Source organism: Polaromonas sp. P1_G1 (genome assembly GCF_056405595.1).
This window is the reverse complement of sequence record NZ_JBFUBU010000038.1, coordinates 43604-65421: the sequence shown is the minus strand read 5'-3', so window position 1 is coordinate 65421 and position 21818 is coordinate 43604. Positions and strand designations below refer to the sequence as shown.

General features: G+C 65.0%; 22 protein-coding genes. 14 read left to right on the top strand and 8 right to left on the bottom strand.

Annotated elements, in window-relative coordinates; all coding sequences use genetic code 11:
• Positions 1 to 12 precede the first annotated feature (12 nt).
• Entirely contained in the window at positions 13 to 933 is a 921-nt protein-coding gene (locus AC1D1Y_RS18880; RefSeq protein ID WP_477683676.1) for a pseudouridine synthase, read from the top strand.
• A gap of 56 nt (positions 934 to 989) precedes the next feature.
• On the opposite strand, the gene AC1D1Y_RS18875 is transcribed toward AC1D1Y_RS18880, so the two are convergent.
• The 6 genes from AC1D1Y_RS18875 to AC1D1Y_RS18850 all read right to left on the bottom strand — a co-directional run bounded on the left by AC1D1Y_RS18875 (position 990) and on the right by AC1D1Y_RS18850 (position 4923).
• On the bottom strand, positions 990 to 1532 hold the full coding sequence (locus tag AC1D1Y_RS18875; protein ID WP_477683675.1) for a DUF2867 domain-containing protein: 543 nt from the start codon (positions 1530 to 1532) through the stop codon (positions 990 to 992).
• Between the two features lie 96 nt (positions 1533 to 1628).
• Positions 1629 to 2102 carry a hypothetical protein gene (locus tag AC1D1Y_RS18870; protein ID WP_477683674.1) on the bottom strand — a complete coding sequence of 158 codons (474 nt, stop codon included), beginning with the start codon at positions 2100 to 2102 and terminating at the stop codon, positions 1629 to 1631.
• A 147-nt stretch (positions 2103 to 2249) separates the two neighbouring features.
• On the bottom strand, positions 2250 to 2582 hold the full coding sequence (locus AC1D1Y_RS18865; protein WP_477683673.1) for a 1-deoxy-D-xylulose-5-phosphate synthase: 333 nt from the start codon (positions 2580 to 2582) through the stop codon (positions 2250 to 2252).
• A 72-nt stretch (positions 2583 to 2654) separates the two neighbouring features.
• A complete protein-coding gene (locus AC1D1Y_RS18860) occupies positions 2655 to 3773 on the bottom strand; it encodes a transglutaminase-like domain-containing protein (protein WP_477683672.1) in 1119 nt (372 codons plus the stop codon).
• A 105-nt stretch (positions 3774 to 3878) separates the two neighbouring features.
• A complete protein-coding gene (locus AC1D1Y_RS18855; RefSeq protein WP_477683671.1) occupies positions 3879 to 4424 on the bottom strand; it encodes a TlpA family protein disulfide reductase in 546 nt (181 codons plus the stop codon).
• Between the two features lie 61 nt (positions 4425 to 4485).
• Entirely contained in the window at positions 4486 to 4923 is a 438-nt protein-coding gene (locus AC1D1Y_RS18850) for a VOC family protein (protein WP_477683670.1), read from the bottom strand.
• 127 nt (positions 4924 to 5050) lie between these two features.
• On the opposite strand from AC1D1Y_RS18850, the gene AC1D1Y_RS18845 reads away from it, so the two are divergent.
• Together AC1D1Y_RS18845 and egtD are read left to right on the top strand one after the other, a co-directional pair.
• Positions 5051 to 5941 (top strand): LysR family transcriptional regulator, encoded by an 891-nt coding sequence (locus AC1D1Y_RS18845; protein WP_477683669.1) that lies wholly within the window; start codon positions 5051 to 5053, stop codon positions 5939 to 5941.
• 229 nt (positions 5942 to 6170) lie between these two features.
• Positions 6171 to 7199, top strand: a complete 1029-nt coding sequence (gene egtD / locus AC1D1Y_RS18840) for an L-histidine N(alpha)-methyltransferase (RefSeq protein ID WP_477683668.1) — start codon at positions 6171 to 6173, stop codon at positions 7197 to 7199.
• A 74-nt stretch (positions 7200 to 7273) separates the two neighbouring features.
• Here the strand turns inward: egtD and alaS are convergent, their stop codons facing one another.
• Entirely contained in the window at positions 7274 to 9904 is a 2631-nt protein-coding gene (alaS, locus tag AC1D1Y_RS18835) for an alanine--tRNA ligase (RefSeq protein WP_477683667.1), read from the bottom strand.
• A gap of 366 nt (positions 9905 to 10270) precedes the next feature.
• On the opposite strand from alaS, the gene AC1D1Y_RS18830 reads away from it, so the two are divergent.
• From AC1D1Y_RS18830 to AC1D1Y_RS18780, 11 genes are read left to right on the top strand one after another with little or no spacing between them, the layout of a single operon-like run.
• On the top strand, positions 10271 to 11185 hold the full coding sequence (locus AC1D1Y_RS18830) for a dihydrodipicolinate synthase family protein (RefSeq protein WP_477683666.1): 915 nt from the start codon (positions 10271 to 10273) through the stop codon (positions 11183 to 11185).
• A 37-nt stretch (positions 11186 to 11222) separates the two neighbouring features.
• On the top strand, positions 11223 to 12356 hold the full coding sequence (locus tag AC1D1Y_RS18825) for a branched-chain amino acid ABC transporter substrate-binding protein (RefSeq protein ID WP_477655655.1): 1134 nt from the start codon (positions 11223 to 11225) through the stop codon (positions 12354 to 12356).
• A 54-nt stretch (positions 12357 to 12410) separates the two neighbouring features.
• Positions 12411 to 13535: an NAD(P)/FAD-dependent oxidoreductase gene (locus AC1D1Y_RS18820; protein WP_477683665.1), complete on the top strand. Its 1125-nt coding sequence runs from the start codon at positions 12411 to 12413 to the stop codon at positions 13533 to 13535.
• On the top strand, positions 13532 to 13792 hold the full coding sequence (locus tag AC1D1Y_RS18815; RefSeq protein WP_477683664.1) for a 2Fe-2S iron-sulfur cluster-binding protein: 261 nt from the start codon (positions 13532 to 13534) through the stop codon (positions 13790 to 13792). Before AC1D1Y_RS18820 ends, AC1D1Y_RS18815 begins: the two co-directional genes overlap by 4 nt.
• Positions 13789 to 15078, top strand: a complete 1290-nt coding sequence (locus tag AC1D1Y_RS18810; RefSeq protein WP_477683663.1) for an FAD-dependent oxidoreductase — start codon at positions 13789 to 13791, stop codon at positions 15076 to 15078. The genes AC1D1Y_RS18815 and AC1D1Y_RS18810 overlap by 4 nt, the downstream gene beginning before the upstream one ends.
• Positions 15079 to 15096: 18 nt before the next feature.
• Positions 15097 to 15855 carry an ABC transporter ATP-binding protein gene (locus tag AC1D1Y_RS18805; RefSeq protein WP_477683662.1) on the top strand — a complete coding sequence of 253 codons (759 nt, stop codon included), beginning with the start codon at positions 15097 to 15099 and terminating at the stop codon, positions 15853 to 15855.
• Complete coding sequence (locus tag AC1D1Y_RS18800) at positions 15848 to 16573, top strand: ABC transporter ATP-binding protein (RefSeq protein WP_477655651.1); 726 nt, start codon at positions 15848 to 15850, stop codon at positions 16571 to 16573. Before AC1D1Y_RS18805 ends, AC1D1Y_RS18800 begins: the two co-directional genes overlap by 8 nt.
• A gap of 57 nt (positions 16574 to 16630) precedes the next feature.
• Complete coding sequence (locus AC1D1Y_RS18795) at positions 16631 to 17767, top strand: ABC transporter substrate-binding protein (protein ID WP_477683661.1); 1137 nt, start codon at positions 16631 to 16633, stop codon at positions 17765 to 17767.
• Positions 17760 to 18662 (top strand): branched-chain amino acid ABC transporter permease, encoded by a 903-nt coding sequence (locus AC1D1Y_RS18790; protein ID WP_477676934.1) that lies wholly within the window; start codon positions 17760 to 17762, stop codon positions 18660 to 18662. The genes AC1D1Y_RS18795 and AC1D1Y_RS18790 overlap by 8 nt, the downstream gene beginning before the upstream one ends.
• 3 nt (positions 18663 to 18665) lie before the next feature.
• Positions 18666 to 19691, top strand: coding sequence for a branched-chain amino acid ABC transporter permease (locus AC1D1Y_RS18785; protein ID WP_477683660.1), 1026 nt, complete (start codon positions 18666 to 18668; stop codon positions 19689 to 19691).
• Positions 19636 to 20307 (top strand): GntR family transcriptional regulator, encoded by a 672-nt coding sequence (locus tag AC1D1Y_RS18780; RefSeq protein ID WP_477683659.1) that lies wholly within the window; start codon positions 19636 to 19638, stop codon positions 20305 to 20307. The genes AC1D1Y_RS18785 and AC1D1Y_RS18780 overlap by 56 nt, the downstream gene beginning before the upstream one ends.
• A 23-nt stretch (positions 20308 to 20330) precedes the next feature.
• Here the strand turns inward: AC1D1Y_RS18780 and AC1D1Y_RS18775 are convergent, their stop codons facing one another.
• Positions 20331 to 21746, bottom strand: a complete 1416-nt coding sequence (locus AC1D1Y_RS18775; RefSeq protein ID WP_477683658.1) for an aminotransferase-like domain-containing protein — start codon at positions 21744 to 21746, stop codon at positions 20331 to 20333.
• Positions 21747 to 21818 lie beyond the last annotated feature (72 nt).

The window sequence follows — 21818 nt, the reverse complement described above, 5'->3', positions numbered from 1 at the left end:
GGCTGTGCGGGTGTGAGCAAGACACCCAAACTCGGGCTGCATGGTTTGGCCACGCGGGCCGGCATCAGCCCCAGTTGCGTCGGCCTGCCCGCTGGCAGCTGGCCCAGCATCACCGACTTTCTGGTGGAGCGCTTCCCGGCCATCTCGCGCGAGATATGGCTGCAGCGCATGCAGGACGGCCTGGTGGTCGATGAATTCGGCGAAACCGTCACGGCCGAACGCCCCTACCGTGGCCATATGCGCGTCTACTACTACCGCGCACTGGACGAAGAACCTCGCATCCCGTTTGAAGAGACCGTGCTGTTCCAGGACGAACACCTGGTGGTGGCCGACAAGCCGCATTTCCTGCCCGTGACACCCTCCGGCCACTACCTGCAAGAGACGCTGCTGGTACGCCTGAAAAATCGGCTCGGCCTCGACGGCTTGGTGCCCATCCACCGCATTGACCGCGAAACCGCGGGCCTGGTGCTGTTCTCGGTCAACCCGGGGGAGCGCGATGCCTACCAGTCACTGTTCCGCCGGCATGAGGTTACCAAGCATTACGAAGCCGTGGCGCCATGGCGCGGCGACATCGGCTTTCCCCTCACGCGCGAAAGCCGCATCGTCGAAGACGAGCCTTTTTTCCGGCAACGTGAAATAGCGGGTGAACCCAACAGCCACACGCAGATCGATGTCATTGAGGTACGCGGCGACCACGCGCTGTATGCCCTCAGCCCCGTGACGGGCAAAAAGCACCAGCTGCGCGTGCACATGAATGCGCTCGGCCTGCCGCTGCGCAACGACCGCATGTACCCGCCCGTGGACCCGACGCCGGACGACGATTACCGCTTTCCGCTGCAACTGCTGGCCAAGTCCATTGCGTTCATGGACCCGGTAACAGGCGAGCTGCGACGCTTTGAAAGCCGGTTGGCACTGCGGGACCTACCGCCTTGATCAGACGAGGTTGAGGGGCACTGACAGGGCCACCCTATCCAAAGGCCAGCCCCCCTCTACGCACGTGCCTTGGGCCACCCAACATTTGCAGCACTACGAAGACTGGCTTTCACAACCTGGCGATGGAAGGGAGCAATGACCGACAAGTAGGTTCGACCCAAAAGGTTGTGGCAGTGAACGACGGTTGACAGGGTCAGTTGGTTACCGGCATCTGGCGGCGAACCCGGCGTACAAAGAATTGACAGCCGGAAGTCAAGATGCTTGTCGTTCTCGCCTAGAACGACCTCAGCTTCGCTGGTGCCGAAGACCCTGAAGATGCTGATGCGGGGGACGGTGGCGTCATTTGAGAGCGTTGCGAGGTGTTTGGCGGTCTTCAGGCCAAATCCCGCAACGATTGCATCCCTGGCGTTCATGAGCGCTCCGATCCAGGATGGCTGCACCGAGAAAATGAACCGGGCGAGGACATCCGGATCAATAGAGGCGTCAGAAGGAAGTTGAATCGAAAATGCGTCCGCGAGATTCACCGACTTGAATGCAGTAGCGACGGCAGACTGCGAGGGGAGGGCAACCTGCTTTACTGGCGTGAGTTTGCTTTGCATGGATGGACCTTTTGAGGACTGACGTAGAAATGACCGGACCACCAACACGAGTGGCGAAACCGCAGATTGCTATTGGGGTCCGCGTCGATTGACATGTTATACGGCTGATTCTGTAAGTCGAATGACACTTCCGTCCCCGAGATCGTCGTGAACCTTCAGGGTGACTGGAACGGCGTACGGCCATCCACCGGCCTTCCACCAAGATTCCGCAAACCAAGTCTTCAGCAAATTCGCGGAGAGATAGTTCCCTCGGAAGTCTTCACCGAAATAGCGCTCGTCAAATTCAGAAAGCCTGGCGAGAGGTAGCTCGAGATCAAGGGACCGACCTGCGAAAAGCCTTTGGTCCGTGCGATCGACCTTGTTGTTCTCACCGCTGTAGTAGATCCACACGCTTGGCGCGGTGCCATCTTCACCAATGAATATCTCGACGTGGGCTCGACCAACGCCGTCTTCAACTGTGCGCCGGAGCAACCCACGAAGCGCGCCGATTGTCGCGCTGGACACCCGATCCAGTTCCCGCCGGTACCGCGCGCAAAAATTCTCCTCGCTTAGGCCGAAGGGGACCGTCATCTCGCTGCCGTATAACGTCGGAGTTGACCGGCGACCAGAGAATTGGAGCGCCGAGGGCGCGGACGCCTCTGGATGTCCGTGTCGAACAACCGCCACCCTCGCGGCGAAGCCGCCCTCTGCAGGTGTGGGTCCGCGTTGGCCGACCAGTTATATGACATTGGAGCTCCTCAGGCGTTCATACTCTTCGCGTGCATCGTCGTCGACAACAACCTGAGTGCGTTCCGCGGGATGTGCATTCGAGCCTCGCGTTTTTACACCCGAAACCCAGAACTCTTGCCCAGTCGCTTCTTCATAGAAGTTGCCGCTGATGCCCCCGCCCTTCGCGCGTTTGAGCGTGAGGCCGCGGTAGTACACACTGCGGCCGGTCTGAGAGAACGTTACCCATCCGATTCGAGCTCCGGCCCCCTCGATATAACCGTTCTTGTTCTCGACGTACATGAGGCGGCGCTCTTCGCCACGTGTGAGTTGGTTGCTCTTCATGCCATATATCCATCGCTGTTCGCTGTTTCCTGCATCAACAGCCCTTGTCAGGCGACACGCCGCAGGGACGCTTTAAGCCCTGACCTCTTTTGCCGTGATCTGGTACTTGAAATCGTCAGGCGCGTAGGAATCAAAGCGCCCTGCTGCGTTCTCGCCGATGGGGTACATGAAGAAGCCCAGCTTCTCGCCTGCCGACTTCGGCAGGGCCAGGTCGTGCGCCGTGTTGTAGGCCATCCAGTTGCCTTCCCAGCCGCCGAACAGCGCCTTGTTGACGGGCGCGACCACCGGGTTGGTGGTGGTCTTGATCCAGTCTGCCGTTTCCAGGCGCATGACCTTGGCGACGTCGGCCGGGTCCATCGCCACCCAGCCGTGGCCCTTGAGGTAGACCTCGGAGCGGCAATGCTGCGCGCCCTTGAGGCTGGCCGGATTGCCCGACAGTTCCTTGTAGCCGAAGGCCGAAGGCACCAGGCGGATGCCGTAGACGTCGCGGGCCGGCAGGCCGACCGAGCGGCACAGGCCGACGAACAGCGCGTTCAAGTCGGCACACTTGCCGCCCAGGTTGCCGGTTTCCAGCATGGTCTTGATGTCGCCTTCGCCGCAGCCGCGCACCTTGGGTTCGCGGTAGGTATTGGCGACGATCCAGTCATAGAGTTTTTGCGCTTTCTCGACGTCGGTCTTCGCGCCTTGCGTGGCCGCCACTGCGGTCTTGCGCACGATGCCGTCGGTCGGGATCAGCGTGGTCGGGCGGGTGAAGTAGCGCAGCGTGTCGGCGCTTTCGGCCGGCGCGGTTTTCTGCGACCAGTCGATGGCGCGCCCCTGGGTCCGCACACGGCTGGTCAGTTCCACAAAGGGTTTGGCTTCGGTGGCCGGGAATTCAACATAGAGCATCTTCGCGCCGTCACGGCCGTCCTGCGTCAGCTGCGTGCTGCCGTTGCTCGAGAAGCTGTTGTCCAGCGAATGCTGGTAGTCGCTGTTGACCGAGGGAATCGGCAGCCAGACCTTGGTCAGGCCTTGCGGCTTGACGATGTCCACGCGCGTGGTCACGTCAAACGTGCGCCAGGCGCCGCTTTGCGGTGCGAAGTGGCCGCGGCTGGGCGCAGGGGCCGTCTGGGCGAAGTTGAGGGAAGGCAGGGCGGCTGCAATGGCGGCGGCAGCGCCGTTTTTCAGAAAGGCTCGGCGTACGGTGGTCATCAAGGATCTCCGGATAAGGTGAGGGCGACGTGCACCGGGGCAGGTAAAGATGCCCCGGGATGCCAGCCTGCGATTATCGCCTTTGCCTTGCCGGCGAGGCCAAACTCAGGGCTTCAGCAGCCCGGCGATCAGTTTTTCAGCCGCGGGCCCGGTCCAGTCGACCTCGCCCCTCACGCGAAAGCGCGGCCGGCCCGCGCTGTCCGTCATCAGCGTCGTCGGGAACACCTTCACACCCCAGCGGCGTGCCGCCTCGCCCTTGAGGTCCAGCAGGACCGGCAAGGTCACGCCGGTGGTTTTGGCGAACTGCAGCGCGCGCGCGGCCGGCTCCTTGAAGTTGATGGCCAGCACCAGCAGCTTGTCGGGCCCGTAAAAGTCGGCGACCTGTTGCAGTGTGGGCATCTCGGCGCGGCAGGGTTCACACCAGCTGGCCCAGAAATTCAGCAGCACCGCGCGGCCGCGCAGGTCGGCGGGCTGCCAGGTCTTGCCGGTTGTGTCGACCAGTCCGAGTGCGGACACAGGACCGGCCCAGGGGCTGACCTCATAAGCCGGGCCCGTCAGGCCCTGGGCCCGGGCTTGAAGCCAGGCGGCGCCGGCGCTTGCGGCGATCGCGGCTTGCAGGAGTTGGCGGCGGGAAGGAAGCGCTGGAGGCATGAACAAGGGTTTCGGTGGTGAATGCCCGAGGGTAGCAAAACCCGGCCACGCCCCTTCCCTCTTATTTGGCGAAAAGATTGTCCAGCGTCGCGAAGGCCTTGAATTCCAGGGCATTGCCGGACGGGTCGAGGAAAAACATGGTGGCCTGTTCGCCGGGCTCGCCCTTGAAGCGGATATGCGGCTCGATCACAAAATCGGTGCCCGCGGCGGTGAGCTTGGCAGCCAGCGCCTCCCATACCGGCATGGGCAGCACCGCGCCGAAGTGGCGCACGGGCACGTCGTGGCCGTCGACCGCGCTGGTCTGCTTGTGGCCGCATTCGTCCGGTGCGAGATGGGCCACGATCTGGTGGCCGTAGAAATTGAAGTCCACCCATTCGTTGGAGCTGCGGCCTTCGGGGCAACCCAGCACACCGCCGTAAAACCGGCGCGCCGCGGCGATGTCATGGACCGGAAAGGCGAGGTGAAAGGGAATGGCGGCGGTGGCGTGGGGTGTTGTCATGGCTGTTCTTTCAGGAGAGCGTGAGGAGGGCGGGATGAATAAACCTGCCTCCACTGTAAAACCATCAACTGATCATGAAAAGCGATATATATTGGCCCTGAGAGACAAAATAATCGATGATTAAAAAATGATCACAGAACTCCGCACCTTTATCGCCGTGACCCGCCACGGCACTTTTGCCGCCGCGGGCGAACGGCTGGGCCTGACGCAGTCCGCCGTCAGCAGCCAGATCAAGCGCCTCGAGGAATCGCTCGGTTTCGCCTTGTTCGACCGCACCCGGCGCGCCGCGACACTCAACGCGGCCGGCGCCACGACACTGTCGCGCGCTGAAGAACTGCTGGCCCTCTTCGCAAAACTCGGCGACCTGCCGGACCAGGGCAGCGACGGCGGCCTGCTGTGCATTGGCGCCATCGCCTCGGTGCAGTCCTCGCTGCTGCCGCGCGCGCTGGTGCCGCTGCGGCGGAAATACCCGACGCTGCGCCTGAGCCTGGTGCCGGGCGTGTCCATGCACCTGATGGACCAGCTTGACGCCGGCGAGATCGACATGGCCATCACCATACGCCCGCCCTTCGGCCTGCTGCCCGAATTGAACTGGCAGCCGCTGGTCCATGAACCATTCATGCTGCTGGTGCCCGCAGCCCTGAAAGGCAAGGACTGGCGCAAGCTGATTCAGGCCCAGCCCTTTCTGCGCTATGAGCGAAAGTCTTTCGGAGGGCGCCTGGTCGAGCGATTTTTGCGCGACATGCAGCTCAGCGTGAATGAATCCATCGAGCTCGACGAAATCCAGGGCCTGATCCAGCTGGTCGCCAACGGGCTGGGCGTGGCCCTGGTGCCCATGGTCGAGGGGCCTGATCCGCTACCTGCCAATGTGCGGGCCATCCCGCTCGGGGAACACACTTTTTACCGTGAGATCGGCATCCTTCAGCGGACCGCAAAAGCCAGCCGGCCCATCGTCGCCCAGCTGGCGCAACACCTGCGCGACGCCGCCCCAAACGCAAGCAAGGCGTCAGGCATTTGACCTTGAGCGCAGCCTTTGCGCGTTTGTAAGAAACGGGTACACCCGGCGACTAAGTGTTGGATGCAGCAGGGGGCGGAAGCCTGCGGCCACCGCAAACCCTATATAGGGCGGGAAATGGCAAGCACCCTCTTGCCCCCAAAGCGATTCAGTCCTACAAACGTCCTTTCCAAACGGCTTTTAAATCTAACGTCATAACGACATAACCAACTAACCGTAGCCAAGGCGAATCTTGAACCTCCCACTCAACATCTCGGCCCTTTCGCTCCAGCTGCCTCCCGCCTCGCCGCAATTCATCGCCCTCTACCGTCCGGACAGCGACGCGCAGGCGGTGCAGGCGACGACGCAAGAGCTGACGGACGGACTGCTGGCCGCGGCGGCCCATGTGTCGCCCAAATTTTTCTACAACGAACTGGGCTCCAGGCTCTTCGAGGCCATCACCGGCCTGGACGAGTACTACCCCACGCGGACCGAAGCCTGCATCTTCGAAGCGGCGCACGGGCGTATCGCCGCGACGCTGGCCGAAGCGGGCATCAAAAGGCCCTGCCTGATCGACCTGGGCGCGGGCAACTGCGCCAAGGCCGTCACGCTGATCCCCCACCTGCAGCCGCGCCAATATGTGCCCGTCGACATTTCCGTCGACTTTCTGCGCGACGCCGCCGAGCAGGTGCAGAACAGCTTTCCGGCGCTGGACATCGTCGGCCTGGGCATGGACTTCTCGGCCGGGTTGGCACTGCCCGATGAAGTCCAGGCGCATGAGCGCGTGTTTTTCTATCCCGGCTCCAGCCTGGGCAACTTCCATCCCGCGCAGGCCCTGCAATTCCTGCGGCACATCGCCGACCCGGCGCAGGGCAAGGCGCGCGGGCTGCTGCTGGGCATTGACCTGGTGAAAGACACGGCGCGCCTGGAAGCCGCTTATGACGATGCACTGGGCGTGACGGGTGCCTTCAACAAAAACCTGCTGCTCAACATCAACGGCTTGCTGGGTGCGGACTTCGACGTGCGGCAGTGGCGCCATGTGGCGCTGTTCAATGCCGCCGAGTCGCGCATCGAAATGCACCTGGAAGCCGCCTGCGACCTGACGGTGCGCTGGCCCGGCCACGAACGCCGCTTCAAGGCCGGCGAACGCATCCACACCGAATGCTCCTACAAGTACACGGTGGACGGCATGACGGCGCTGCTGCGGCAGGCCGGTTTCAAGCACGTCGAGTACTGGACCGATCCGAACCACTGGTTCGCGGTGTTCTGGGCTGCGGTCTAGTCCTCAGTACACACAAAGAAAAAGGCCGGCTTCCCTCGGGAAACCGGCCTTGATGTTTTTAAAGCGGAAGGTGGTCAGGCGCGCTCAGCCACCCAGCCCTGCACCGACTTCAGCGCGTCACCCAGCTTGGACGCATCGGTGCCGCCGGCCATGGCCATGTCGGCCTTGCCGCCGCCCTTGCCGCCCACTTGCTGGGCCACAAAGTTGACCAGCTCGCCGGCCTTCACTTTGCCGACGCTGTCGGTTGTTACGCCCGCGGCGATCTGCACCTTGTCGCCGTCGACCGCGGCCAGCACGATGACGGCTGTCTTGAGCTTGTCCTTGAGCTTGTCCATGGTGTCGCGCAGCGTCTTGGCATCGGCGCCTTCGAGCTTGGCGGCCAGCACCTTGAGGCCCTTGACGTCCACCGCCTGCGTGAGCAGCTCGTCGCCTTGCGACGATGCCAGCTTGCCCTTGAGCGCGGCGATTTCTTTCTCAAGCAGCTTGACCTGGTCCAGCACCTGGCCGATGCGGCCCTGCAGTTCCGAGGGGCTGGCCTTGAGCGAGCCGGCCGCGGCCTGCACCGTGGATTCGAGCGACTGCAGGTAGGCCAGCGCGTTCTCGCCGGTCACGGCTTCCACGCGCCGCACACCCGCGGCTACGCCACTTTCTGCCACGATCTTGAAGAGGCCAATATCACCGGTACGTTTGACGTGAACGCCACCGCAGAGCTCCTTGCTGGAGCCGATCGTCAGCACGCGCACGGTCTCACCGTACTTTTCGCCGAAGAGCATCATCGCGCCGGATTTCTGCGCATCTTCCATGGCCATCACGCTGGCGTCGGTCGCCACATTGGAGAGGATTTCGGCATTGACACGCGCTTCGATCTCGCGGATCTGCGCATCAGTGACCGGGGCGTTGTGCGCGAAGTCGAAGCGCGTGCGCTCGGCGTTCACCAGGCTGCCCTTTTGCTGCACGTGCTCGCCCAGCACTTCGCGCAGCGCCTTGTGCATCAAGTGCGTGGCGCTGTGGTTGCGCACGGTGGCGTGGCGACGCGCCATATCGACACCAGCCTTGACCGTGTCACCGACCTTCAACGTGCCTTGGGTCTGCGTACCGAAGTGGCCGAATACGTCGGCCTTGATTTTTTGGGTGTCTTTCACCCCGAACTGCACCCCTTCGGCCGCCAGGACGCCGGTATCACCCACCTGGCCGCCACTTTCGCTATAGAAGGGCGTCGTGTCCAGTACCACGATACCTGTGTCCCCTTCTTTCAGCTGCTGTACCGGAACGCCTTCTACATAGAGCGCGAGCACGCGAGCCTGCTCTTCAAGCCGTTCATAGCCTGTGAATGCATTTGCTCCGCCTGAGTAATCCAGGGAGCCCTTCATCTTGATCTTGTCTTTGTTCGCCTCCCGCGAAGCGTCTTGCTGCTGCTTCATCGCAGCATTGAAGCCGGCCTCATCCACTTCGACGCCGCGCTCGCGGCAGACGTCGGCCGACAGGTCCAGCGGGAAGCCATAGGTGTCGTGCAGCTTGAAGGCCACGTCGCCGGGCAGCACCTTGGCGCCGCCGGCCAGCGCCGTGTCCAGGATGGTCATGCCGATTTCCAGCGTTTCAAAGAAGCGCTCTTCCTCGGCCTTGAGCACGGCGGTGATGCGGGCTTCGTCGGTCCTGAGCTTGGGATAGGCGTCGCCCATCAGGCGGGCCAGGTCGGCCACCAGCTTGTGGAAGAACGGCGTCTTCTTGCCCAGCTTGTAGCCGTGGCGGATCGCGCGGCGGATGATGCGGCGCTGCACATAGCCGCGGCCTTCGTTGGACGGGTTGACGCCGTCGCTGACCAGGAAGGCGGTGGCGCGGATGTGGTCGGCGATGACGAACAGCGATTTGTTGCCCAGGTCCTTCTCGCCGGTTTCGCGGCTGGCGGCCTTGATCAGCGCGTCGAAGATGTCGATTTCATAGTTGCTGTGCACGTGCTGCAGGATGGCGGCCAGGCGCTCCAGGCCCATGCCGGTGTCCACGCAGGGCGCGGGCAGTTTGGTGACGCTGCCGTCGGCCGCCATGTCGAACTGCATGAACACGTTGTTCCAGATTTCGATGAAGCGGTCGCCGTCTTCACCGGGGCTGCCGGGCGGGCCGCCGGGGATGTGGTCGCCGTGGTCGTAAAAGATTTCCGAGCAGGGGCCGCAAGGGCCGGTGTCGGCCATCATCCAGAAGTTGTCGGACTTGTAGCGGCCGCCCTTGTTGTCGCCGATGCGGATGACGCGCTCGGGCGGCAGGCCGATTTCCTTGGTCCAGATGTCGTAGGCCTCGTCGTCTTCTTCATACACCGTGGCCAGCAGGCGCTCGGGCGGCAGCTTGTAGACCACGGTCAGCAGTTCCCAGGCCCACGTGAGCGACTCGCGCTTGAAGTAGTCGCCGAAGCTCCAGTTGCCCAGCATCTCGAAGAAAGTGTGGTGGCGCGCGGTGTAACCCACGTTTTCCAGGTCGTTGTGCTTGCCGCCGGCGCGCAGGCAGGCCTGGACGGACGCGGCGCGCACATAGGGGCGCTTGTCGGTGCCGAGGAACACATCCTTGAACTGCACCATGCCGGAGTTGGTGAACATCAGCGTCGGGTCGTTGCCCGGCACCAGTGAGCTGGAAGGCACCACGGTGTGGCCCTTGGACGCGAAGAAATCGAGGAAGGTCTTGCGGATGTCGGCGACGGTAAAGGTGGGCTGGCTCATCTTGGATTTTGTGGTCTGGCAAGGTGGCCGGCCGCCGGCGACCTCAGGTCGTACCCACTGCGTCGAACCCACCTAAGCGCTTGATTTACTTGAACATTCGATTATAGGCTTGGGCCCCGCGACAGCCCCGTCCCGAGGCGATCCCCCGCACAGGGCCGGCGCATCAAGGCGGTGCCCTCGCGCACCGCCCTGGCACGAGAGCGCAACACATGCCGCATTCCGGCGCCGAAATCCTCTTTTCAACCCTCCTTTACCCCCAAAAAAGCTGGCACGCAAGCTGCTTAATACCCTATAAAGATAATTTAAATATCTTCTTAATATATTTACATCCAAGCAATCTCAACCCGTCCTTTTAGGAGCACTCCCTTGAACAACCCCCGCTGGCAAGGCATTTTTCCCGCCATCACCACCAAATTCCACGCCGACGAAAGCATTGACGCCGAGGGCACCGCCCGGCACATCGACTTCCAGATCCGCAACGGCATCCACGGCCTGGTGACCTGCGGCTCGCTGGGCGAGGCCAGCACGCTGTCGCTCGAAGAAAAGCTCCAGGTCGCCAAGATCGCCCTGGACGCCAGCAAGGGCCGCGTGCCGGTGCTGGCCAATGTGTCCGAGACCAGCACCCGCGAGGCGCTGCGCTACATCGCCGGCGCCAACCAGCTCGGCGTGGACGGCTTCATGGTCATGCCCTCGGTGATCTATGTGGCCGACGCGCGCGAAGCCATGCTCAACGTGCGCACCATGGCCGAAGCCGCACGCAAGCCGCTGATGATTTACAACAACCCGGTCGCCTACCGGGTCGACCTGAAGCCCGAGCACATGGCCGAGCTGGCCGACTGCGAATGGCTGGTCGCCATCAAGGAGAGCACCGACAACATCCGCCGAATCACCGACCTGCGCAACACGGTGGGTGACCGCTACCAGCTCTTCCTCGGCGTGGACGACCTGGCCTACGAAGGCCTGGCGCTGGGCTGCGACGGCCTGCTGGCCGGCGTGGGCTGCGCCTTCCCGCGCGAAACCGTGGCGCTGTATGACCTCATGAAGGCCGGCAAATTCGCCGAGGCACTCAAGCTCTACCAGTGGATGACACCCATGCTGCACCTGGACGTGTCCACCAAGCTGGTGCAAAACCTCAAGCTCATCGACGCCCTGGTCGGCGTGGGCACCGAACACATGCGCCGCCCTCGCCTGCCGCTGATAGGCGCCGAGCGCGAATTCGTCGAGTCCGTCGTCAAAAAAGCCCTGGCCACGCGGCCGGCGCAGTACCAATCCGTCGCGTAATTTTTCCAACCCCGCAACCCGCATTGAGGAGACACCCATGACACATCGCAACAGCATCGTTTCTTTTGTCGGCATCGCCGCCATCGCACTGGCGTCGACGGCACAGGCCCAGGAACAGGTCGTGGCCATCGGCCACACCGGCCCGCTTTCGGGGCCGAACGCGTTCGCCGGCAAGGACAACGAAAACGGCGTTCGCCTGGCGGTCGAAGAACTCAATGCCAAAAAAATGGTGGTGGGCGGCAAGACACTCAAGTTCGAACTGCAGTCGGAGGACGACCAGTGCGACGCCAAGGCCGGCGTGAACGCGGCCCAAAAACTCGTCGACAGCAAAGTGAAGTACGTCATGGGCCCCTATTGCTCGGGCGTTGCGATTCCCGCATCACGGGTCTACAGCGAAGGCGGCGCCATGCTGTCGACCGTCGGCACCAACCCCAAGGTCACCCAGGGCGGCTACAAAAACCTGTTCCGGATCATTGCCAGCGACACACAGATCGGCTCCAGCATGGCGGTGTACGCCGCCAAGGTCCTGAAGGTCAGCAAGGTCGGCGTGATTGACGACCGCACGGCCTTCGGCCAGGGCGTTGCGGAAGAGTTCGTCAAGGAAGCCAAAAAACAGGGCCTCACCGTGGTCGGGCAGGAGTTCACGACCGACAAGGCCGTGGATTTCCTCTCCATCCTGACCAACCTCAAGGCGCAGAAACCGGAAGCCATCTTCTTCGGCGGCTACGCACCGCAGGCCGCGCCCATGGTGCGCCAGATGAAACAGCTGGGCCTGCCCGCCAAGCTGCTGGGTGGCGACACGCTGTGCAGCCCCGAAATGGGCAAGCTCGGCGGCGACGCGGTCAACGACACGGTTTTTTGCGCGCAAGGCGGCTCCATGCTGGAAAAGGCCGCGGGTGGGCCGGCCTTCAAGGCCAAATACAAAAAGCGCTTCAACCTCGATACGGACGCCTACGGCGCTTCCTTCTATGACCAGACGATGCTGATCGGAGAGGCCATGCGCAAGGCCGACTCCATCGACGTGGCCAAGGTCGGCGCCGAAATCTACAAGGGCAGCTACAAGGGCGTTGCGGGTACCTACACCTATGACGACAAGGGCAACATGACCCAGGCGCCCATCACGGTGTTCACGTTCAGGAATGCCCAGCCCACGGCGCTGGCGAGTTACTGAACACGGCCATCACCGACAACGCCATGAGCGACGCAGCGCATAGTGAGCACCACCGTGCCTGAAGCATCGAGCCGGGAGGCGGACGTCCTTGTGATCGGCGCCGGAATCGTGGGCGCGGCCTGCGCGCACGCCCTGGCTGCATCCGGCCTGAACGTGCGCATGCTCGATGCCCGCCGCCCGGGCGCCACGGCGGCCGGCATGGGCCACCTGGTGGTCATGGACGACAACCCCGCGGAGCTGGCCCTCAGCCAGCGCTCGCTGGCACTGTGGCGCGAACTGGCCCCGCGGATGCCGCCCGAGTGCGCGTTCAGCCCGTGCGGAACGCTTTGGCTTGCGGCCGATGCGGCGGAAATGCAGGCAGCCGAAGACAAACACGCCCGCCTGAGCGCACTCGGCATTGATTGCCATCTGCTGGGCGCCAAGGCGCTGGCACAGGCCGAGCCCGCGCTTCGCCCGGGGCTCGCCGGGGCCCTGAAAGTGACCGGCGACAGCATTGTGTACGCACCAGCAGCGGCGAACTGGCTGGTTGAGCAAGGCGGCGAACGCATCCAGCTGGAACACGCCGAGGTCGTGCGCATTGAGGGCAACAGGGCGCAGCTTGCCGATGGAGGCCATCGCACCGCGCCCATGATTTTGCTGGCCAACGGTATCCATGCCACTGCGCTGTGCCCGGAGCTGCCGATCCGGCCCAAGAAAGGCCACCTGGTGATCACCGACCGTTACCCAGGCAAGGTGCACCACCAGCTGGTGGAGCTCGGCTACGTCACCAGCGCGCACCACAGCGAGGGCCCGTCGGTCGCGTTCAACCTGCAGCCGCGCCCCACCGGGCAGTTGCTGGTCGGCTCGTCGCGGCAGTTCGGCACCACCGATCTCGCGGTGGAAGCCGCCATGGTCTCGCGGATGCTGCAACGCGCGCTGGCCTACATTCCCGCGCTTGCCGGCCTGAATGCCATCCGCAACTGGACCGGGCTGCGCGCCGCCACGCCCGACAGCCTGCCCCTGATAGGCCGCCATCCCTGGCGTGAAGGCCTGTGGCTGGCCGTCGGCCATGAAGGACTGGGTGTCACCACGGCCACCGGCACGGCACAGCTGCTGGCCGCGCAGATGACCGGCGCCGCGCCCGCCTTCGACCCCGCGCCCTATGCCGCCCAGCGGTTTACGGAAACGGCACACCCATGAAAACACCCCACACCGTGACGCTCCACGTCAACGGCCGGCCGCTGTCGGTCAAGACAGGTACCTCCGTGGCCGCGGCGCTGCGCATCGCCGACGCCGCGCGCATGGGCATGGCACGCCGCTCCGTGCACGGCGAAGCCCGCGCGCCCTTCTGCGGCATGGGTATCTGCCAGGAATGCCGCGTCGACATCGACGGCCTGCGCCGGCTGGCCTGCCAGACGCACTGCGAAGACGGCATGGTGGTGGAGGCTGCAACGTGAACGTCAAAAAATCGTCAACGGCAATTGAATATTGCGATGTGTTGATCATCGGCGCAGGCCCCGCGGGCATGGCCGCGGCGCTGGCCGCCGCGCCCAGCGGGGCCCGCATCACGCTGCTGGACGACAACCCGGCCCCCGGCGGCCAGATCTGGCGCGACGGCCCGGGCGCCCACCTGCCGCCGCAGGCGCTGCGCATGCGCGAGGCGCTGGCGCGCTGCGCCAACGTGCGCCTGCTGTGCGGCACACGCGTCGTCAGCCCCGCCGGCGCCGGTGCACTGCTGCTGGAAGACGAAAAACAAGGCTGGGTGCAGCGCTACGGCAAGCTGATCCTGTGCACGGGCGCGCGCGAGCTGCTGCTGCCCTTCCCGGGCTGGACGCTGCCCGGCGTCACAGGAGCCGGCGGTTTGCAGGCGCTGGTCAAGGCCGGCTTGCCTGTCGCCGGCGAACGCATCGTCATCGCCGGCAGCGGTCCCTTGCTGCTGGTGGCCGCCGCCACGGCGCGCCAGGCCGGCGCGCGCGTGCTGCGCATCGCCGAACAGGCCGGCCTGGCATCGATCGCGGGCTTTGCGGGCCAGTTGCTGCGCTGGCCCGGCAAGGCAACACAGGCCCTGGGCCTGGCCAGCACGCGCTACCGCACCGGCACCCGTGCTGTCTCGGTGCAGGGCGCGGGCCGCGTCGAGTCGGTGCGGCTTCACCATGCCGGCCGGGAGACGGACATCGCCTGCGACCGTGTGGCCTGCGGCTTCGGCCTGGTGCCCAACACCGAACTGGGCCAGCTGCTAGGCTGCGCGCTCACGCCAGATCACGGCGGCGCGCCGGCGCTGGCGATTGACACCCTGCAGGCGACCAGTATGGCCGGTGTCTACGCGGCCGGTGAATGCACCGGCGTGGGCGGCAGTGAGCGCGCGCTCGCGCAGGGCCGCATCGCCGGCCATGCGGCCGTCGAAAACACCGGTGCCGCGCTCCACCACGGTCCGCAACGCTCGCACTGGCAGGCCTTCGCCGACCAGTTGCAACGCCACTTCACCCTGGCCCCGTCGCTCAAAACCCTGGCACGACCCGACACCCTGGTCTGCCGCTGCGAAGACGTGCCGCAGGCGGCGCTCGCCGCTTGCAAGGGCTGGACCGACGCCAAGCTGCACACGCGCTGCGGCATGGGCGCCTGCCAGGGCCGCGTCTGCGGCGCGGCGGCGCAATTCCTTTTTGGCTGGACGCCGCCCGTGCCGCGCCCGCCGCTGTCGCCGGCACGCATCACCACGCTGGCCAACCCGTCCACCACCGACTGAAAGCACCCCGCCACCACCATGCCACAGGACATCATTCTCGAAACCCAGGGGCTCAGCAAGGAGTTCCGCGGCTTTGTCGCCGTGCGCGGCGTCGCCCTGCGCGTCAAGCGCGGCAGCATCCACGCGTTGATTGGCCCCAACGGCGCCGGCAAGACCACGGTCTTCAACCTGCTGACCAAATTCCATACACCGACCGAGGGGAAGATCCTCTTCAACGGCATCGACATCACGCACGAAAAGCCCGCGCAGACCGCGCGCCGCGGCATCGTGCGCTCCTTCCAGATTTCCGCCGTGTTCCCGCAGCTCACGGTGCTGGAGAACGTCAAGATCGCGCTGCAGCGCAAGCTCGGCGTGGAGTACCGCTTCTGGCAGTCGATCGCCGCGATGCAGCGGCTCGACGCGCCGGCCATGGCCCTGCTCGAGCAGGTCGGCCTGGCGCGCTTTGCCGCGCTTCTGGCCGGCGACCTGCCCTACGGCCGCAAGCGCACGCTGGAAATCGCCACCACGCTGGCGCTGGACCCGGAACTGCTGCTGCTCGACGAGCCCACCCAGGGCATGGGCCACGAGGACGTGGACCGCATCAAGGCGCTGATCAAGCAGGTGTCCGCGCAGCGCACGGTGCTGATGGTGGAACACAACATGAAGGTGGTGGCCGACATCAGCGACACCATCACCGTGCTGCAGCGCGGTGAGGTGCTGGCCGAAGGGCCGTACACAGAAGTTTCCACCAACCCCGCCGTGCGCGAGGCTTATATGGGAGTCGAGGAAGATGCCTGAACACACCCACCACGCGGGCGACGCCATGCTCACCATCCGCGACCTGCACGCCTGGTACGGCGAATCGCATGTGCTGCAGGGCATCAACCTCGACGTCAAGGCCGGTGAATGCATCACCCTGCTGGGCCGCAACGGCGCCGGCCGCACGTCCACCCTGCGCGCCATCCTCGGGCTGGTCGGCAAGCGCACCGGCTCCATCCGGGTGGCCGGCAAGGAAACCATCACCCTGCCGCCGCACCGCATCGCACGCCTTGGCCTGGGCTACTGCCCGGAAGAGCGCGGCATCTATGCCTCGCTGACCGCCGAGGAAAACCTGTTGCTGCTGCCCAAGGTCGGCGAAGGCGGCATGTCGCTCGAGCAGATTTACGCCATGTTCCCTAACCTCAAGGAGCGCGCCGGCAGCCCCGGCACGCGGCTGTCCGGGGGCGAGCAGCAGATGCTCGCGATGGCGCGCATCCTGCGCACCGGCGCCCAGCTGTTACTGCTCGACGAAATCACCGAGGGCCTAGCGCCGGTGATCGTGCAAAAGCTCGGCCAGGTGATACGCGAGCTCAAGGCGCGCGGTTTCACCATCGTGCTGGTGGAGCAGAACTTCCGCTTCGCCAGGCACCTGGCCGACCGCCACTACGTGATCGAGCACGGCCAGGTGGTCGAGGTCATGGAGCAGCGCGAAGTCGAAGCCCGGCAGGACCGGCTCAACGAGCTGCTCGGCATCTGAGTTTTCAACGTCCCCTTCTTTCTTTTCCTCACCCTTCCCCAACCCATGGAGTCCCTCATGCCATTTCGCAAACTCTCCGTCTGCCTGGCGGCCTGCGCCGCCCTCTCGTCCTTTTCCCTGCACGCCCAGGTCAGCGACGACGTCGTGAAGATCGGCGTGCTCAACGACCTCTCCGGCATCTACTCCGACCTGTCCGGCCAGGGTTCGGTCACGGCGGCGCGCATGGCCATCGAGGAGATGGGCGGCAAGGTGCTGGGCAAACCCATCGAACTGGTCTTCGCCGACCATCAGAACAAGCCCGACGTGGCCGCCAACCTGGCGCGCGGCTGGTTCGACCAGGGCAAGGTCGACATGGTGACGGACTTCCCCACCACCTCCACCGCACTGGCCGTGATGGAAATCGCGCGGCAGAAGAACCGCATCGTCATGCCTTCTTCCGGCCTGGCCACCGCCATCCTCGGCGAAAAATGCACGCCGCTGACGGCGCAGTGGACCACCAACACCTACGCGCTGGCCGCCGGCACGGCGCGCGCGCTGGTCAAGGAAGGCAAGAAGACCTGGTACTTCATCACCGCCGACTACACCTTCGGCCATTCCCTGGAAAAAGACGCGACCGAGGTCATCAAGGCCGACGGCGGCAGCGTGGTCGGCAGCTCGCGCCACCCCTTCCCGGGCAATGACTTCTCGTCCTTCCTGCTCAAGGCGCAGGCCTCCAAGGCCGACGTCATCGCGCTGGCCAACGCCGGCAACGACACCGTCAACGCCATCAAGCAGGCCAATGAATACGGCATCACGCGCAAGCAGGTGGTCGCGCCGCTGCTCACCTACATCTCCGACGTCCACAGCATAGGCCTGGACAAGGCGCAGGGCATGTACCTGAGCGAAGCCTTTTACTGGGACTTCGACGAGCGCTCGCGCGCCTGGTCGAGGAAGTTCTTTGAAAAACAAAAGCGCATGCCCACCGCCGCCCAGGCCGGCGTCTACTCGGCCACGCTGAGCTACCTCAAAGCCATCCAGGCCGCCGGCACCGACGAGGCCAAGGCCGTGATGGCGCAGCTGCGCAAGATGACCATCGACGACGCCGTGATCCGCAAGGGCAAGCTGCGCGAGGACGGCGCGCTGGTGCACGACATGCTGCTGCTGCCGCCCCCCCCCCCCCCCCCCCGCCACTCACGAAACACACATCATGTTTGACATCCCGATGCAGTCCCTGCTGGCCCAGTTGCTGGTGGGCCTGATCAACGGCTGCTTCTACGCCATGCTGAGCATGGGGCTGGCGATTATTTTCGGCCTGCTCAACATCATCAACTTCGCGCACGGCGCGCAGTTCATGGTGGCCGCCTTCCTGGCCTGGATAGGCTTTTCGCAGCTGCCGCTGCTGCTGGGGCCCGAGTTCAAGGTCAACTTCTGGGCGGCGCTGGTGCTGGCGCCGCTGATCGTCGGCGGCCTGGGCGTGCTGCTCGAGAAAACGCTGCTCAAGCGGCTCTACCACCTGGACCACCTCTACGGCCTGCTGCTGACCTTCGGCGTCGCGCTGGTGCTCGAAGGCGCGTTCCGCCACTTCTACGGCATCTCGGGGGCCAGCTACGACCCGCCCGCGCTGCTGCAGGGCGGCGTCGACCTGGGCTTCATGTATCTGCCGCTGTACCGCGGCTTCGTGGTGGTGGCCTCGATCCTGATCTGCGGCTTCACCTGGTTCCTGTTCGAGAAGACCCGGCTGGGCGCCCTGCTGCGCGCCGGCACCGAGAACCCCAAGCTGCTGCAGGCCTTCGGCGTCAACATCCCGCTGATGGTCACGCTGACCTACGGCTTCGGCGTGGGCCTGGCCGGCATCGCCGGTGTGCTGGCCACGCCCATCATGCAGGTCAACCCGCTGATGGGCGCCAACCTGCTCAACATCGTGTTCGCCGTGGTGGTGATAGGCGGCCTGGGCTCCATCCTGGGCGCCGTCGTGAGCGGGCTGGCCCTGGGCCTGCTCGAAGGCCTCACCAAGGTCTTCTACCCCGAGGCCTCCACCGTGGTGGTGTTCGTGATCATGGCGGTGGTGCTGCTGATCCGGCCCGCCGGCCTTTTCGGCAAGGAGCACTAGGCCATGAAATCCTTGCTCGCCAACATCCCCACGCCCGTCCGCATCCTGCTGGCGCTGCTGCTGCCCGCGCTGCTGGTGCCGGCCTTCCCCGAGCTCGCCTACCCGGTCTTCGTCATGAAGGTGATGTGCTACGCGCTGTTCGCGCTGGCCTTCAACCTGCTGATCGGCTTCACCGGGCTGGTGTCCTTCGGCCATGCGGCCTTCTTCGGCTGGGCCGGCTACACCACCGGCATCCTGATGATCCGTTTCGGCGCCGCCGGGTTTCCGGTCGAGCTCGCCATCCTGGCGGGCGTGGCCGTGGCCACCGCCATCGGCTGGCTGATCGGCACGCTGGCGATACGCCGCACCGGCATCTACTTCGCGATGATCACCCTGGCCCTCTCGCAGGTCGCCTACTTCCTGGCGGTGCAAATCCCCTGGACCGGCGGCGAGGACGGCATGCAGGGCATCCCGCGCGGCAAGCTGCTGGGCCTAGTCGACCTCTCGGTCGACAACCACATGTACTACTTCACGCTGGCGGTGTTCACGGCGGCCTTCCTGGCCATACACCGCATCGTGCATTCGCCCTTCGGCCAGGCCCTCAAGGCGCTGCGCGACAACGCGCCGCGCGCCGTCTCGCTGGGCTACGACACCGACCGCTGCAAGCTCTACGCCTTCATGCTGTCGGCCGCGCTGGCCGGGCTGGCCGGCTCGCTCCGGGCGCTGGTGCTGCAGCTGTCCACGCTCAACGACGTGACGCTGGGCACCTCGACCGAGGTGCTGCTGATGACCCTGCTCGGTGGGCTAGGCACTAGCTGGGGGCCCGTGGTAGGCTCAGCGCTGGTGGTCAGCCTGCAGAACCACCTCGCCGCCCTGGGCGGCGTGGTGACCATCCTCATCGGCCTGACCTTCATTGTCTGCGTATCGTTCTTCCGGCGTGGCCTGGTGGGCGAATGGCAGGCCCTGYTGCAACGCCGAGACACCCGACAACAACATGCCCCTGCCCACGACCGCACCCCAACCGCTGCCAGCCAAACGCCGGGCCGCTGACGTCGCCTACGACGCCATCGAAGCCATGATCGCAACGCTGCAGCTGCAGCCCGGTGCGCCTGTGGTCGAGGCCGACCTGGCCCAGCGCACCCAGCTGGGCCGCACCCCCGTGCGCGAGGCGCTGCTGCGCATGGTCTCCATCGGCCTGATCGTGCAGCAGCCCCGGCGCGGCCTGCTGGTCTCCAACATCGACCTGGCCGACCACCTGGACGTGATCCTCACGCGGCGCGTGCTCGAGGGCGTGATCGCGGCGTGCTCGGCGCGGCGTGCCACGGCAGCCCAGCGCAAGGCCATCGTCGGCTGCGCGGCCAAGATGATCAAGGCCGCCGAGCGCGCCAACCTGGAGGCCTACATGGCGGCCGACCACGAACTGGACCTCGTCAACCACGAGGCCTGCCGCAACAGCCCGGCCGTCAAGAGCGTGGTGCCGCTGATCGTGCAGTGCCGGCGCTTCTGGTATGCCTACCAGCACGAGGGCGAGATCACCGAAGGCGCGCGCTTTCACATGGAGCTGGCCCAGGGCATCGCCACCGGCGACGAGGCCGCCGCCGTGCTCGGCGCCAACAAGCTCATGGACTACCTCGAGGGCTTCGCCAGGCGCGTCATCGAGATCTGAGGCAGCACGCGCGGGCCGGGCCCTTACTGGGCCGCCTGCTGGCCCAGCTCGATCCGCTGGGCCAAAAAACGCCATATGCGCTCGTCGTCGCAGAACGCCACGTTAAAGCGCAGCCAGCCCGTGGGATGCGGTTCCATCAGGAACAGCTGTCCCGGGCCGAGCATGATGCCTTCCGGCGTCGCCTCTTTGGACAGGACGGCGCCATCCGGAAGGTCCGGATGCCGGGCCCACAGGTACATGCCGGCCCCCGGCTCATGAAACAGCTCAAATCCCAGGCCGGCCAGGTTTTTTTCGGTCTTGCGATGCGCCGCGGCCAGCCTTTCCCGAAGCGACTTGAGGTGCTTGCGCCAGCGGCCGTCGGTGACCACCCCGAAGGTCAGCCGCTCGGCGATGTCCGAAGACGTGAGCCCTGAAATCATCTTGAGCTGGGCCAGGTCCTCGATCAGCTCACCCCTGGCCAGCAGGTAGCCCACGCGCAGGTTGGGGGAAATGGTTTTGGAAAAGCTGCCGATGTAGACCACGCGCTGCAGCTGGTCCAGGCTGGCCAGCGTGGAGCGCGAGGTCGGGTCCATGTCGGCGTAAATATCATTTTCGACCAGCGTGAAGTCATGCGCCTCGGCCAGTTGCAGCAGGCGGTGCAGGTGGGCCGCCGAGGCGATGGAGCAGGTCGGGCTTTGCAAACGGGGCTGCGTGAAAAAGGCCTTGGGCTTGTGCACGGCCAGCAATGCCTCCAGCGCGGCGAGGTCGTAGCCCGTGGGGGTGCGCGGCACACCCACCAGGTTGGCCCCCAGGAAGCGCAGCATGAACATCAGGTTGGGATAGCCGGGGTTGTCCACCAGCACCGTGTCGCCGGGCTTGAGGAGCTGCCGGGCCACCAGGTCCAGCGCCTGGCTGGACCCCTGCGTCAGCAGCACCTGGTCCACCTCGACCGGTATCTGGTTTTCAGCCAGGGCCTCCGCGATGACCATGCGCAGCGCCATATGCCCGTGGGGCAGGCCGTAACCTTCCAGCGACGAGCCGTCCGTCGACAGGTGCCGCATGCTGCGGCGAATCGCGTCCCCGAACAGGTAATCGTGCGGCAACCAGCCGCAACCGGGTTTCATCGGCAGGTTGCGGTTTTCAAATATCTGCTTGAGGTACCAGCGCGCGTCGAATTTCGGCTGCTGGGGCTGCGCATACGGCGCGCCCGATGCACCGTCATCGCCCCTGCGCTTGACGAAAAACCCGGCATTGGCCCGGGAAACCAGCCATCCCTGGGCCACCAGGCGGTCATAGGCCTCCACCACCGTGAAGACGCTGACGCCGTGCATGGCGGCAAAACCGCGGATAGAGGGCAGCTTGACGCCCGGTTTCAGCGCCTGCCCGGCAATCATGCCTCGCAGGCCGTCAACGATCTGGCTCACCAGGGGGGTCTGCAGTTCCGGGCGGAGTGTGAGCATCAAAAAACCAAAAAAGGCAGATTGTGCATTGCAATCCTCGTGCACCGGGTTGGGGAATCCATGTACAGGATT